15 protein-coding genes and 2 pseudogenes are annotated in these 13,635 nt (G+C 71.8%); 6 read left to right on the forward strand and 11 right to left on the reverse strand.

Annotation, left to right across the window (positions count from 1 at the left end; translation table 11 throughout):
- Positions 1-37: 37 nt before the first annotated feature.
- From ACFOX0_RS25215 to ACFOX0_RS25230, 4 genes are read right to left on the reverse strand one after another with little or no spacing between them, the layout of a single operon-like run.
- Positions 38-691 carry a nucleotidyl transferase AbiEii/AbiGii toxin family protein gene (locus ACFOX0_RS25215; RefSeq protein ID WP_377550363.1) on the reverse strand — a complete coding sequence of 218 codons (654 nt, stop codon included), beginning with the start codon at positions 689-691 and terminating at the stop codon, positions 38-40.
- Entirely contained in the window at positions 691-1,041 is a 351-nt protein-coding gene (locus tag ACFOX0_RS25220; protein ID WP_377550365.1) for a hypothetical protein, read from the reverse strand. Before ACFOX0_RS25220 ends, ACFOX0_RS25215 begins: the two co-directional genes overlap by 1 nt.
- Before the next feature lie 26 nt (positions 1,042-1,067).
- A complete protein-coding gene (locus ACFOX0_RS25225; RefSeq protein ID WP_377550367.1) occupies positions 1,068-2,345 on the reverse strand; it encodes a cupin domain-containing protein in 1,278 nt (425 codons plus the stop codon).
- A 17-nt stretch (positions 2,346-2,362) separates the two neighbouring features.
- A complete protein-coding gene (locus tag ACFOX0_RS25230; protein ID WP_377550369.1) occupies positions 2,363-2,605 on the reverse strand; it encodes a hypothetical protein in 243 nt (80 codons plus the stop codon).
- A 358-nt stretch (positions 2,606-2,963) separates the two neighbouring features.
- On the opposite strand from ACFOX0_RS25230, the gene ACFOX0_RS25235 reads away from it, so the two are divergent.
- Together ACFOX0_RS25235 and ACFOX0_RS25240 are read left to right on the forward strand one after the other, a co-directional pair.
- Positions 2,964-4,376, forward strand: coding sequence for an OFA family MFS transporter (locus ACFOX0_RS25235; RefSeq protein ID WP_449288866.1), 1,413 nt, complete (start codon positions 2,964-2,966; stop codon positions 4,374-4,376).
- Positions 4,373-4,528: an MFS transporter small subunit gene (locus tag ACFOX0_RS25240; RefSeq protein WP_377550373.1), complete on the forward strand. Its 156-nt coding sequence runs from the start codon at positions 4,373-4,375 to the stop codon at positions 4,526-4,528. Before ACFOX0_RS25235 ends, ACFOX0_RS25240 begins: the two co-directional genes overlap by 4 nt.
- An 84-nt stretch (positions 4,529-4,612) precedes the next feature.
- Here ACFOX0_RS25240 and ACFOX0_RS25245 read toward each other — a convergent pair whose 3' ends face one another.
- From ACFOX0_RS25245 to ACFOX0_RS25255, 3 genes are read right to left on the reverse strand one after another with little or no spacing between them, the layout of a single operon-like run.
- Positions 4,613-4,804 (reverse strand): DUF397 domain-containing protein, encoded by a 192-nt coding sequence (locus ACFOX0_RS25245; RefSeq protein ID WP_377550375.1) that lies wholly within the window; start codon positions 4,802-4,804, stop codon positions 4,613-4,615.
- Positions 4,805-4,859: 55 nt separating this feature from the next.
- Complete coding sequence (locus ACFOX0_RS25250; protein ID WP_377550377.1) at positions 4,860-5,063, reverse strand: DUF397 domain-containing protein; 204 nt, start codon at positions 5,061-5,063, stop codon at positions 4,860-4,862.
- Entirely contained in the window at positions 5,054-5,818 is a 765-nt protein-coding gene (locus ACFOX0_RS25255) for a Scr1 family TA system antitoxin-like transcriptional regulator (protein ID WP_377550379.1), read from the reverse strand. The genes ACFOX0_RS25250 and ACFOX0_RS25255 overlap by 10 nt, the downstream gene beginning before the upstream one ends.
- Positions 5,819-6,265: 447 nt before the next feature.
- Between ACFOX0_RS25255 and ACFOX0_RS25260 the strand changes: the two genes are divergently transcribed.
- From ACFOX0_RS25260 to ACFOX0_RS25275, 4 genes and pseudogenes are all read left to right on the forward strand, one after another.
- Positions 6,266-6,421, forward strand: coding sequence for a hypothetical protein (locus ACFOX0_RS25260; protein WP_377550381.1), 156 nt, complete (start codon positions 6,266-6,268; stop codon positions 6,419-6,421).
- Positions 6,422-7,136: 715 nt separating this feature from the next.
- Positions 7,137-8,402, forward strand: coding sequence for a cellulose binding domain-containing protein (locus ACFOX0_RS25265; protein WP_377550383.1), 1,266 nt, complete (start codon positions 7,137-7,139; stop codon positions 8,400-8,402).
- Positions 8,403-8,475: 73 nt separating this feature from the next.
- Positions 8,476-9,798 carry an MFS transporter gene (locus ACFOX0_RS25270; RefSeq protein WP_377550385.1) on the forward strand — a complete coding sequence of 441 codons (1,323 nt, stop codon included), beginning with the start codon at positions 8,476-8,478 and terminating at the stop codon, positions 9,796-9,798.
- A 16-nt stretch (positions 9,799-9,814) separates the two neighbouring features.
- Positions 9,815-10,000 (forward strand): annotated as a pseudogene (locus ACFOX0_RS25275) (DUF72 domain-containing protein); the annotation flags it as partial.
- A gap of 23 nt (positions 10,001-10,023) precedes the next feature.
- Here the strand turns inward: ACFOX0_RS25275 and ACFOX0_RS25280 are convergent.
- The 4 genes and pseudogenes from ACFOX0_RS25280 to ACFOX0_RS25295 all read right to left on the reverse strand — a co-directional run bounded on the left by ACFOX0_RS25280 (position 10,024) and on the right by ACFOX0_RS25295 (position 13,624).
- Positions 10,024-10,452, reverse strand: coding sequence for a DUF2267 domain-containing protein (locus tag ACFOX0_RS25280; protein ID WP_377550524.1), 429 nt, complete (start codon positions 10,450-10,452; stop codon positions 10,024-10,026).
- Positions 10,453-10,545: 93 nt separating this feature from the next.
- Positions 10,546-12,318: pseudogene (locus ACFOX0_RS25285) on the reverse strand (glycoside hydrolase family 15 protein); the annotation flags it as partial.
- Between the two features lie 145 nt (positions 12,319-12,463).
- The gene (locus tag ACFOX0_RS25290) at positions 12,464-12,862 is read right to left on the reverse strand and encodes a TraR/DksA family transcriptional regulator (protein ID WP_377550387.1); all 399 of its coding nucleotides are present in this window, start codon (positions 12,860-12,862) and stop codon (positions 12,464-12,466) included.
- Between the two features lie 123 nt (positions 12,863-12,985).
- Positions 12,986-13,624: a uridine kinase gene (locus ACFOX0_RS25295; protein WP_377550389.1), complete on the reverse strand. Its 639-nt coding sequence runs from the start codon at positions 13,622-13,624 to the stop codon at positions 12,986-12,988.
- Between the last annotated feature and the right edge of the window lie 11 nt (positions 13,625-13,635).

A 13,635-nucleotide genomic window follows, 5' to 3' on the forward strand; every position in this document is an offset into this window, starting at 1 on the left:
GGCGGCCGGACGGCGGGCCGCCGGCGCGGTCGAACGGCTAGCGCGGCCAGGCGGCGAAGCGTTGCCGCACCCGCGCCACGTCGGCCCGGGTGAGCCGGTACGGCGCGAACGCCTCGTCGGGCAACCGGTCCAGCCGACGGCCCACCGCGGGGACGTCCTCGTCCTCGAGCCCGGGGTCCACCCGGCGGGCCATGGCCAGCAGTTGGGCCGGGGGGTACCGGTCCAGCACGGCGGCCACGTCCACGTAGTCGCGCTCCCGGGCCCGTCCGACGAGCGCGGAGACCTTCCAGGCGAGCAGGTCGGACAGGTCCATCACCGGCCCCACGTCGGACATCACCGGAGCGTGCAGCCGCGCCTGGCAGGACAGGCTGAGCCGGACCGCCCGCCCGTCCCGTTGAACCTCCCACTCGATCATGTGCTCGTCGAGACCGTCGATCATCGGTGGCAGCCCGCCGCCGTCGATCACCCGCGCCACCCGGTAGCCCGCCTCGCCCAGCGCCGTCTCGACCGCCTCGGCGGCCGGGGCGACGCCGCCCTCGCGGTCGGTGAACGCGTCGACGTCCTCGGTGGGCCGGTCCACCACCCCGTGCAGGACCAGCGCCAGGCCGCCGCCGAGGGCGAAGCCGTGCCGCCGGGCCACCACCAGGGCTACCCGGGCGACCTCGGTCAGCAGCGGATCGGCACGGGACATCAGGCCGCGGCCGCGACCGGGCGCAGCACCGGGTGCCGGTCCTCCCAGGCGCGGCGTACGCCCCGCGGGAGGTAGAGGTCGTCCCAGATCCGGACCAGCGTCCGGCCGTCGAGCCAGGTCCGGAGTTCGTCCGCCTGGACCGCCTCGGTCAGGACGATCTCGTACAGGCCGTCGAGCGCCCACCGCTGGTCGAGGTCGACCCGGCGGTCGGGACGCCAGAGCAGCCGGTGCGGCAGCTCCACGACGCCGCCGGTCGGCCCGCGCAGCTCGGTGAGGTCGTCCACGACCACGGCGCAGCGGCCCGGCCGGGTCTGGTACCGGCGGGCGGCCCGGCTCGAAACGGCGCTCACGCAGAAGAGCGTAACGCCTCGACCGGTCAGGCCGGGACCGCGACGGCCTCGCGCAGCAGTCGGCGAGCCAGCACGATCCGGTCGTGGTCGTCGTCCAGGCCGGGCAGGTCGCCGACCCGCACCGGGGCGCCGGCCAGCACCGCGCGCAGCGCCGGTCCGCACCAGTCCGGGAACCCGACCGTACGGTCGAAGACCCGCAACAGCACCCGACCCGGTTCGGCCGGCGCGGCGGTGAGCTGCCAGCGGGTCCCACCCCGCAGCGCGATCCGGCTGTCCGCGTCGAGGGCGGCGATCGCGGCGGCCTGGGCCATCGGCCGGATCGGCGCCGGTCGGGCAGCCGGCCAGGCCCGCTCCCGCAACCGGGCGGCCACCGCGGCCGGATCGGCACCGACCAGCCAGTCACGCAGCGCCTCGACCGTCTCGGTCAGTTCCGGTTCCACCTGGTCCGGGTCGACCACGTCGATCCCGTACGGCAGCGGGGCGCGCAACCGCCGGTCCTCGGCGGCCAGCCCGAGCAGCGCCTCGACCAGGGCGTACCGGGTCAGCGCCCGGATGCCCACGGTCAGGTGCAGCGAACTGTCGTCCTGCGCCTGGGCGCTGTGCAGCCAGCCGCGCGGCAGGTAGAGCGCGTCGCCGGGGGCCAGCACCACGTCCAGCGCCGGCGCGCCCTCGGCCACGGCGGCGACCTCGTCGGCCCAGCCGCCCCACGGCTGCCGCTCCAGCGGGTCGGGCAGCACCGGTTCGTGGATCCGCCAGTGCTTGCGGCCGTCGACCTGGAGTACGAACACGTCGTGCGTGTCGTAGTGGGTGGCGAACCCCTGGCTGCCGGCCGGCGTGAGGTAGGCGTTCACCTGCAACGGCTGCCGCAGGGCGGTGGACAGGTCGCGGGTGAAGTCGACCAGGGGCGGCCAGATCCGGTGCAGTCCCTGCAGCACCAGCGTGGCGCCGCCGGCGTACAGGTCGAGGACCTTCTCGTCGAGGACCTGGTCGGTGATCTCGGCCCCGGCCCCGCCGGGCCCGGTGAACCGCGCCGCCGGCAGCAGCTCGCCGTCCTTGGCGATCCGCAGGAACGGGGTACGCAGCCCGCGTCGGCTGAGCAGTTCGTCGGCGTCGGCCGGGCTGAGCAGGTCGGTAAAGCCGGACCGGTTGGGCAGTTCGGCGGCCCGGGACAGCAGCGGCGCGCGTCCCCAGTGCGCGGCGGCGAACTTGTCGGGCTCGACCGCCACGCACCGGGCCAGCACACCCGGTGCGGCCGCGGCGGCGGACGCCGGACGGTCGGAGCCGCCCGGCGTCACGTCGTCCATCAGGGGATCCCTACCGGTCAACGCGCGGAGCCGTCGGCGCCGCCGTCCTGCTTACCAGGAGTAGCCCCGCCGTCGGCCGGGCCCTCGGCACCGCCGTCGGCGCCACCGTCCTGCTTACCAGGGGTCGCCCCGCCGTCCGCCGGACCCTCGGCGCCACCGTCGGCACCCCCGTCCCGCCCGGTCGGGTTCGCCCCGCCGTCGGCCGGTCCCTCGCCGCCACCGCCGCCAGTGGTCCGGATGTCGTCATCGTCGAGCCTCATGGAGCCCCCTTCAGCTGCTCAGCGCCCCGGCGTACCGCACGGTGCGTCGTGTCTCCGGCTGTACCCCGCGGCCGATCCCGTCTAACCAGGCAACGCCGACAGAACGGTCGGGTCACGGCGAACGGCACCAGCCGCCCCGGTCGGGCGGTCGGGGGGCGCGGCTCGGCCGGGCCGGCCGGGAGCGCTCCCGGCCTGGTCACGCACCGATCGGCTCAGCCGATCAACCGCTCGGCAATCACCCACCGGCCGGTGGGTGTCGACTCGACCGCTGCGGGTACGTCCCCCGCCTACGAGTACGCCCGCCGCAGCGAGCCCGTTCCGGCGCCCGCACGGCCGAAAACGAGGTGCGCCGATGCCCCTGCTTTCCGCCCTGGACGCCCGACACACCGTGGCGCCCCCGGGTTACAGCCGTTGGTTGATCCCACCCGCCGCGCTGGCGGTGCACCTGTGCATCGGGCAGGTCTACGCCACCAGCGTCTACAAGAACAGCCTGATCGCCCACTTCGGGGCCAGCCAGACCGCCATCGGCGTCATCTTCAGCATCGCCATCGTGATGCTGGGCCTGTCGGCGGCGTTCGGCGGCACCTGGGTGGAGGCCAACGGCCCGCGCAAGGCGATGTTCGTCTCCGCCTGCTTCTGGGCGGCCGGTTTCCTGGTCGGCGCGCTCGGCATCGCCACCAAGCAGCTCTGGCTGCTCTACCTCGGCTACGGCGTGCTGGGCGGGATCGGGCTCGGCATCGGCTACATCTCGCCGGTGTCCACCCTGATCAAATGGTTCCCGGACCGGCCAGGGCTGGCCACCGGGCTGGCCATCATGGGCTTCGGCGGTGGCGCGTTGGTGGCCAGTCCGCTGTCGCGGCAACTGCTGTCGTTCTACGACCCGGGCTACAGCGCCGGAAACGCCGGTTCGGTCGCCTCCGGCAGCGCGCTGGTCTGGCTGTTCGTCACCCTGGGGATCGGCTACTTCGTGGTGATGATGCTCGGCGTGGTCAACATCCGGGTACCGGCGACCGGCTGGCGGCCGGCCGGCTTCGACCCCGCCGCGGTTGCCGCGAAGCCGATGGTGACCACGGCCAGCGTCTCCGCCGCGAACGCGATCCGGACCCGGGCGTTCTGGCTGCTGTGGGTCGTGCTGTTCTGCAACGTGACCGCCGGCATCGGGATCCTGGAACAGGCCAGCCCGATGATCCAGGACTTCTTCCGGGACAACGGGGTGTCGTCGGTGAGCACCGCCGCCGCGGGCGGGTTCGTCGGCCTGCTGTCGCTGTTCAACATGGCCGGCCGGTTCGCCTGGTCGTCCACCTCGGACGTGATCGGCCGCAAGCCGATCTACCTGGTCTACCTGGGCGTGGGGATCGTGCTCTACGCCCTGCTGGCCGTCGCCGGGCACACCGCGGTCGCGCTGTTCGTGCTGCTGGCCTGCGGCATCCTGTCCTTCTACGGCGGCGGTTTCGCCACCGTCCCGGCCTACCTGCGGGACCTGTTCGGCACCTTCCAGGTCGGCGCGATCCACGGCCGGCTGCTCACCGCCTGGTCCGCGGCCGGCGTCGCCGGACCGCTGATCGTCAACGGCTTCCTGGACGCCCAGGGCAAGCCCGGCACGCTCACCGCGGCGGCCTACCGACCGGCCCTGTTCACCATGATCGGCGTACTGGCCGTGGGCTTCGTGGCGAACCTGCTGATCCGGCCGGTCCCGGACCGCTTCCACGAACCCCGCGACTCCGCCCGCACGGAGACCACCGGTACGACCGAACGGAGTGATCTGCAATGACCGACCCGACCCCGTACACGAACCCTTATTCGGGCCCGACCCGCACCGGCCAGACGGGCCGGCTGTGGGGCTCCTGGCTGCTGGTGGCGGTCCTGCTCGGCTACGGCGTGGTGCAGACGCTGATCACGGCGGCCAATCTGTTCACCCGCTGACCTCACAGCTCGCCGGCAGCGGTTCCTCAACGACAACGCCCTGTTCCGGACGTGTCCGGAACAGGGCGTGCCACGGGCCGACTGCTACCGCTCCGCTACACCGTCGACGAACGCCTTCCACGCGGACGGCGCGAAGGCAAGCACCGGCCCGGTGCCCTGGTCCTTCGTGTCGCGGACGTAGACCGCCGCTGCGAGGTTGTCGGCCACCTCCACACACGCACCACCGTTGTTGCCGCTACGCGTGCTCTTGCGCCAGTTGGCGCGGGTCAGGTTCATGATGCGGCTTCCTTGATCATGTCGATGGATGTCCGGCTGGGGAGCGCCCGACTCCTCACCCGTTCCCACGGCGGCCAGCGGCAACGCCGTCAACGAAGGCCCTCCATGCGGACGGCGCGAAGATTAGGCCCGGACCTTGACGGTCCTTGGTGTCCCGCACGCCGATCACGTCAGGCAGATTGTCCGCGACCTCGACGCAGTCGCCCCCGTTGCCGCTACTCTTGCTGCTCTTGTGCCAGACGGCGCCGGTCAGTTCCATGCTTCCGCCAACTCCCTGATCAGCTCGATGGATTGCCGGTGAGGTAATGCCTCACCTCGGCAAGACTCCCACGCGTGGAGAACGTCTGTCACTCTGTCCGAGTCGTCAACGACCTCACCGGCGAGCGGAGTGTCGAGGTAGGCCATCACCCGCGATCCAGGAAGGTCCGCCAGCACGAACGCTCCGTTCAGCCCCGCGTATGCCCCGGCGGCGGTCGGCACGACATGGATGCGGACGTTCGGTAGCGCCGCTGCCGTGTTGACGAGGTAGTTCAGTTGTGCCCGCATGACGGCGGCCCCGCCGACTGGCCGCCGTAATGCGAACTCATCCACGACTGCCGTCAGGGACGGTGGTTCTTCCCGGGCGAGGATCGCCCGGCGGGCCATCCGGCCGTTGACGTGGTTCGGCACATCGCTACGCCGCACCAAGCCGGCTTCGGTGAGGACGACGCGTGCGTATTCAGGGGTTTGCAGCAGACCGGGAATGACGAGTGGTTGAAAAGACCGCAGCGCCAGAGCTTCGGCTTCAATCTCCCGCCACGGTCGGAACCATGTCGCATCACGTCGCCGGTCAGGCCACAACTGAGCCGGGTCCTCGGACAAGATCGTCGCCACCGCAGCCCGGTTCCGCGGGTGTGGAACTCGTCCCCGCGATAGCCAACGGGAGACCGTTTTCGGGTCGACGCCGATCTTTCCGGCCAGGCTCTCGCACGTTTCGCCTGTTCGAGACATCGCCGTACGCAGAACTTCGTTCACCTTCACCGCTCTCCTGAATGGACGCTGCGGACGTCCCAAAAGGTACCCACTCGACGTAGAGATGTCACCTCCCTGTAGGCAGGGTGTAACCGAGCGACACCGCACGACGCCCCATCAGCCCTCGTCAGGAGGTCAGCTTGTGTCTCACCGTTATCGCTGCGCGCCACGATCGACGGCGCCCCGCACACCACAAGAACCCGCACCGTCGGCGGACCGGTCCAGTGACCGGCCGGCCCGGGCAGCGTCGGAGACGGTCAAATTCACGGCCGGGGAACGCGCGGAGATCTGGCGACTGAACGGGCGGCGGCCATGACCACGCCCAGACCGTCACAGAGCCGCGTCCCGCGGCATCCGCCCCTGCGCCCGTCGTGGCGGTGTCGGACGTGCGGCCACCTGTGGCCGTGCGAGTCCGCGAAGGCTGACGTCATCGACGAACTGAACGGGGACATGGTCGCGGTCGCCGTGTTCATGGCGGCCTCGATGTCCGAGGCGATGCATGACCTGATGAGGCTGACGCCGGACGACATGCCGACCCCGGCCGAGGTGTGGGACCGCTTCCTCCAGTGGCTCGACGTCGCCAGGCGCCTGGAGGTCGGTGGATGACCGCCACCGCCAGCCCCGCACGCGTCTGCCGCCCGTGCCCCGTCCCCGCCCGCCGGAGAGGAGGCCAAGAGCATCAGTTGTAAACCTGCCGGCGGGGCGGCGTGTCGTACCGGAAAAGCACTGATGCTCATGACTCGCCGTCCCGCCCGCCGGCATCGGGACGACGCGGTCGCCGTTTGCGGCGGCGCCGTCGTGCCCGATTGCCTACCTGCAGCTCGGGGCGTGGTCCCGATTTCGGCGCTACATCGTAGATGTAGTAGCTACTACGTCTTTGATGTGGCGCCGAAATCGGAACCGGCTCACCCGTCACGGAGAACATGCCCTGGCGGGACCTCACCGTGACCGAGCCGGGCGTACCCCAGACGGTGGCCCGGACGCCGTCCCAGGCCTGTGGTACGGCGAAGAGCGCCCACCCCAGCGTGACCGCGAGCGCGAAGGTGACCAGTCCGCCGACGATGAGGCGGATGAGCCAGTGGGCTTCGCGGACGGCCGCCGGCAGGTGCCACAGCTTCGATCGGCGCGCCGGTCGTCCGGATACGCGCCGCATACCTGGAAAGGTTAGCCAGGCCGGGTCCGTCGACGGAAGCGGCGGCCTGCCGCCGTGCACGTTGCGCACAGCGGAGGAAACCCCGACACTTAATCGACAGAATTCGATTAAGTGTCGAACGCATCCCGGAGGACCTCGATGGCACCCGCTCGGTACCGATCCCGCATTGTGCTCGCCGGCGCTGTCGGTCTCGCCACGGCCGCCGCGGCCGGCCTGCTGACCACGACCGCAGCCCAGGCCGCACCGGGCTGCGGCGTCGACTACACGGTGTCCAGCTCGTGGCCCGGCGGCTTCACCGCGGCGGTCGCCGTCACCAACCTCGGTGATCCCCTCACCGGCTGGAAGCTGACCTGGTCCTTCACCGCCGGGCAGACCGTCACCCAACTGTGGAACGGCTCGGTCGCCCAGTCCGGGTCCCAGGTCACCGTCACCAACGCGGCCTACAACGGCACCGTCGCCACCGGTGGCACCGTCTCGTTCGGCTTCAACGGTACGTGGACCGGCAGCAACCCGAAGCCCGCCAGTTTCACCCTCAACGGCGTCCTGTGCACGGGTTCGGTCGGCGGGTCCCCGACGCCGACACCAGGCGACCCGACGCCAACGCCGACAGCGACACCGACGTCGTCGCCGACACCGAACGACCCCACCCCGTCGCCCGGCGGGCCCACGCCGCCGCCGGTCAGCTCCGTCGGTGGCTCCGGACCCTACCCGGCGGGGTACGAGACGGTGAGCAACCTGGACAATCACACCCTCTACCGGCCGGCCAGCTTCCCGTCCCGGCCACTGCCCGTCTTCCTCTGGGGTAACGGTGGTTGTGCGGCGAACGGGACCACCGCGCTGCCGTTCCTGCGCGAGATCGCGTCACACGGGTTCCTGGCCATCTCCAACGGCCGCCCGAACGGCTCCGGTACGGAGACCGCGGCGATGCTGACGCAGTCGATGAACTGGGTCGTGGCGGAGAACAGCCGACCGGGCAGCTGGTACTACGGACGGATCGACACCACGAAGATCGCCGTGGCCGGTTGGTCCTGCGGGGGCCTTGAGGCGTACGAGGTGTCCAACGACGCCCGGGTCAGCACGACCATGATCTTCAGCAGCGGGCTGTTGGACGACAACAACGACTACCAGTTGCGGCGACTGACGAAACCGATCGCGTACTTCGTCGGCGGACCCGGCGACATCGCCTACCCGAACGCCATGGACGACTGGGGCAAGCTGCCGAGCGGCCTGCCGGCCTTCATGGGCAACCTGCCCGTCGGGCACGGCGGGACGTACGGCCAGACCAACGGCGGGGAGTTCGGCCGGGTCGCGGTGCTCTATCTCAAATGGCGTCTGCTGGGTGACCGGACCGCCGGTCAGACCTTCGTGGGCGGCAACTGCGGCCTCTGTGCCAACACCCAATGGACCGTCCAGCAGAAGAACCTCACCCTCTGAGTGCCGCGTCCGCTGTCCCGGTCCCGACTGAGCAGTCAAACGATCACGCTCGATATCGGTATCCTCGCTCGATATGGGGAGCATCGGGGTCGCGGCGCCGCCGAACCCCGACCGCCCTCCGCCGCCGCCGCGCCCGCCCGCGCTCTGGCGCAGCCGGGACTTCAGCGTGTTCTGGCTGGTCCAGACGCTGTCGGTGGCCGGTGACTCGTTCTCGTACGTGGCCATCCCGCTGCTGGTCCTGCACGCCACCGGCTCGGTGGCGCACATGGGGCTGCTCACCGCGTTGGGCGGCGCGGCCTCGGTGGTCACCGGGATCTTCGCCGGGGTGCTCGTCGACCGGGTCAACCGGCGGGCCCTGCTGGTCGGCTGCGACGTCGCCCGCGCCGTGGTCTACGCGCTGATCCCGATCGCCTGGCTGTTCGCGCCGCAGGTCTGGCTGATCTACCCGGTGGTGGCGATCGGTGGCGTGCTCGGCATGGTCTTCAAGGTCAGCTACGTCACGGCGGTGCCCCGGCTGGTCGCCCCGGAACGGATCACCGAGGCGAACGGGCTGCTCTCCGCCACGTACGCGGCGGCCGGGGTCGGCGGGCCGATGCTGGCCGGCGTGGTGTCCGGGCTGTTCGGCGCGACGGCGGCGATCGGGATCGACGCGGCGACCTTCGCCGCCTCCGCCGTGGGGCTGTGCTTCGTCCGGCTGCGTCCCTGCCCACCCGCGGCCCCGGCCGCTGCCGGTGGCCGGGAGACCCCGGGGACGTCCTGGCGGGACTTCCTGGCCGGCGCGCAGTTCCTCTGGCGGCACCCGGCGCTGCGGTCACTCACCCTGCTGCTGTCGCTGCTGATCTTCATGATCCTCGGGCTGACCGACGTCTTCATCTACTACCTCAAGCACGACCTGGGCCGCACCGACGGCACCGTCGGCACCGTGCTGGCGGTGGCGGCGGTCGGCACCGTGGTCGCGGCCCTGCTGGTCGCGCCGGCCCGCCGGACCCTCGGCTTCGGTACGTGCTGGATCGGGGCGAACGCGCTCGGCGGGCTCGCGGTCGTCGGGGTCGGCGTCTCCACCGACGTGGTGGCGGTGGCGCTGCTGGTCGCGACGTTCACCTTCGCCGTGGCAGTCGGCGGCATCTGTTCGATGTCGCTGCGTCAGGAGATCACCCCGGACCACCTGCTCGGCCGGGTCACCTCCGCGTTCTGGACCATCCACTCCGCCCTCGGCCCGCTCGGTGCCGCGCTGCTCACCGCCGCGGTGGCCCGGGTGGGCAGCCCCACGGTGCTCGTGGTCGCCGGCGTGTCGTGCCTGACCATCGCCCTGTCCGGCCTGCTCACCCCGATCCGGCAACGCCGGCCCGAACACGTGCCGCTCAGCCCGGCCGAGGCAGCCGCCGGAGCCGGCTGAGGGCCGCGCCCGGCCCTGGCCGCGTTACGGGCGGGCGGCGCTGGCCGGTTGGGTCCGCCGGCTGGCCGCGGCGTACGGGACGGCCGGCACGGCGTACGTCTTCTTCAACAACGACCCCGGCGGCGCTGCGGTGGTCGACGCCACCGCCTTCGCCGCCCTCGCCCGGCGCGCCGACCTGCCGGTCAGCCGCGTCCCCGACTGACCGGCGTCCGGCGGTACGTCACGTCACGACAGCACCGGGGCGAGTTCCTTGGGCATGTTGGACCGCACGTCCTCCCACTCCCCGTCCGGTACGTGCCGGCGCAACGCGTCCAGCACGGTACGGACGAGTTGCTCGGTGCCGCCCTCGATCTCGTACGGGAAGCCCTGCCGCACCTCGTAGAGGAAGTCGTCCCGGCGCAACTTGACCGGCACCTCGTCCGGGTTCCACCCGTCGTAGTAGACGCCCCGCACGAGGATCGGCAGGTTCGCGGCGAACTGCGCCGCCTCCTGCACCGGCAGCCGGTCGCGCAGCAGGTGCAGCACCGTCCGCAACGCCGCGTACGACTGGTCGCGTCGCTCCTTGGGCCACCCGTAGGCCTCTTCGATGTCCTTCAGGATGCGGTTCGTCTTGTCCAACGACGCCTCGTAGGCGGCGTACAGGTTGCTGCCCATGTTCTCCCCCCGTCCGGTTGTCGGTGCATACGGTCCATAGATGGCCTCCCACTTCGAGGTTCCGCCCGTGCCGGGTGAGGGTGCCTCACCCTCGTCTGATGAAACGTCGGTGAGCTGCCAGGCCGCGGTGATCAGGCCGATGTGTGAGAACGCCTGCGGGAAGTTGCCCAGTTGCTCCCCGGTGGCCAGGTCGACCTGCTCGGCCAGCAGCCCGAGGTCGTTGGCGCGGCCGGCGACACTCTCCAGCATCGCCGCGGCGCGGTCATGTTCACCGCACAGCGCCAGGCAGCGCACCATCCAGTAGGAGCACAGGAAGAAGCCGGCCGGGTCGCCGTCCCAGCGCCGGATCAGGCCGTTGTGGGACAACCGCCGGCAGACCAGCTCGATGGTGGCCCGCATCCGCTCGTCGGTGGCCGGCAGGAACCCCACGCACGGCATGACCAGCACCGAGGCGTCCAGGTTCGGCGAGCCGAAGGCCCCGGTGTACGCGCCGACCTCGGCGTTCCAGCCCTCCCGCAGCACGGTGGCGCGGATCTCGTCCCGGGTCACCGCCCACCGCTCGATGTCCGCCGGCCGGCCGATGGTACGACCGAACCGCACCGCCCGGTCCAGCGCCACCCAGCAGAACACCTTCGACGACAGGTAGTGCCGCTGCCGGTCCCGGGCCTCCCACATCCCGGCGTCCGGTTCCCGCCACCCGGCCGCCGCCCGGTCGGCCAAATCGCGCAGCAACACGCGAATCTGCTCGGGCAGCGGGTCGAGCCGGTGGCGCAGCAGCCAGGCCGCGTCGATGACCTCCCCGGGTACGTCCGCCTGGTTCTGCCGCCACGCGTCGTTGCCGACGCACACCGGGGCGCTGTCGGCGTACCCGCGCAGGGTGTCGATCGGGTGTTCGGTCAGGTCGCGTTCGCCCTCCACCCCTGCCATGATCGGCACCGGCGCGTCAGCCACGCTGCCGACGGTCCGGGCCACCCAGGCGAACAACCGGTCCGTCTCGTCCGGACAGGCGGCCACCCAGAGGGCGCGCAGGGTCAGGGTGAAGTCGCGCAGCCAGGCGTACCGGTAGTCGTAGTTGCGGTCCCCGCCGAGGCACTCGGGCAGCGAGGTGGTGGCCGCGGCGACCACCGCGCCGCTGGGCTGGTAGGTCAGCCCCTGCACCACCAGCGCGCTGTGCCGGACCAGGTCCGGGTACCGGCCCCGGTAGTCGTGCTCCGCGGCCCAGGACCGCCAGCCCGCCGCGGTGTCGGCGAGCGCCTCCGGTACGTCGCGGCGGGCCGGCCGATCCGGCCCGTAGGTCGGGGTGTAGCTCAGGTCGAACGTCTCCCGCCGGCCGGTGCGGACGGTGAACCGGGCGGTGGCACTGCCGCCGACGCAGCACATCGGGACGCTGGCGGTCAGGGTCAACGTGGTCGGGCCGACGCTGGCGACTATCCGCCCGTCCCGCTCGACCAGCTGCCCGACGACCCGGGCGTACTCGAACCGGGGCCGGTACTCCATGACCAGCTCGACCTCGCCGGCCAGTCCCTCGACCAACCGCACCAACGTCCGGGGCGACCGCCGGCCGATCTGGTGGCCGCGGACGCCGGGCTCCAGCGCCAGCGCGTCGGTGACCGCCACCGAGCCGTCGGCGGTGTGGAAGACCGTCCGCAGGACCAGGGTGTCCGGCAGGTAACCGCGTTCGGTGCGGAACCGGCCGGTGGGGCGGACCGACCAGTGCCCGCCGTCGGGGTCGAGTAGCCGGGCGAAAACCGACGGCCCGTCGAACCGGCTCGGGCACCACCAGTCGACCGAGCCGTCCCGGTCGACCAGGGCGGCGCTCCGGCCGTCGGCCAGGAAGCCGTGGTCGCTGATCCGCCCACCGCTCACCCGGCGCGGTTACCCGAAGCCGTCCGGGCTAACCCGCCTCACCCGTCCAGCAGACCGGCCGGCGTGGTCGCGTTGGGTTGGGATCGGTCCAGGAGGCCGTACCGACCTTGATCTCGCCCATCTCTCCAGTGAACCGTGCGTCGGTTCAGGCCACGCGGCGTTCCCGGTGCTGCTTGCAGGACACGCAGCTGGTGGCCGCCGGGAAGATCTCCAGCCGCTCCACCGGGATCGGACCCGAGCAACCCTCGCACTGACCGTAGGAGCCGTCGCCGAGGCGGGCCAGGGCGTGCTCGTACTGGGCCCGCCGTTCGAGGATGGTACGCAGCAACGACTGGGCGGTGTCCCGCTCGGCGGTCTTGGTGCCGCTGTCGGCCTGGTCGTCACCGGCCGTGTCACTCACCTCGACCAGGCGCAGCACCTGGCTCTGGGCCATCGCCTCGTCGTACTCGCGGGTCAGCTCGTCGTAGCGGGCCCGCAGCGCGACCTGGATCTGGTCGGTCTCCACCTGGGAGCGGACCATGGTGGCCGTGTCGTTGACAGACATCCGTGCCGCCTTTCGATGACGTGCGGACCGGAGACCGGATCCTGGTGGTGGTCCGGCTACGGTCCGCGGGTGAGCCGTGCGGATACCCGCGCCCCGGACCGGTCAAACCGCCGAATCGGAAGATCATGCGGTCGGATCGCGCTCCACCACCGCGGGGTGGCGCGGGTCGTCCAGACGGACCACCACATCGGCAAACGTCGACGGGGCGACCTCGTCGGCGTAGCGCCGGAACGCCGGCAGGGTCCAGGCCTCGGTCGCGGGTGTCCGCCGGGCCAGCGCGGCCGGTGACATCTCCAGGTGGACGGTCAGGTCGAACGGCAGCAGACCACCGAGCAGCAACGGCCCGCTGACCAGCAGGACCGCACCGGCGGGCAGCGGGACGTAGGCCGCCCGGCTGGCCCGGTCGGTCTCGGCGTTCCAGAGCGACGGCAGCACCTGCCCGGTGCCGGCCGGGCCGGCCGGGTCGAGCACCTCGCGCCGCAGGCCGGCCTCGTCCAGCCAGCCGCTGTAGTACGCGTCGGGGTTGGTGCGGCCGAACTCGTAGCGCAGCGACGCGGGACGGAGGAAGTCGACGGTCCGGATCCGCAGCGCGGCCCGACCGCGTACCCGGAGCGGGTCGACCAGGGCGTCGGCGAGCCGGTCCGGGTCAGCGGCCGGCGGGCCGTCCAGGGCCACCCGCGACCGGTCGGTGGGTGGCCCGTCGGCGATCAGGTCGGCCAACTCGTCGACCAGCTTCGCCGGGGCGATGGGGCGGATCTTCACCGCACCATCGT

The organism is Micromonospora zhanjiangensis, from assembly GCF_042650605.1.
GTDB lineage: Bacteria > Actinomycetota > Actinomycetes > Mycobacteriales > Micromonosporaceae > Micromonospora_J > Micromonospora_J zhanjiangensis.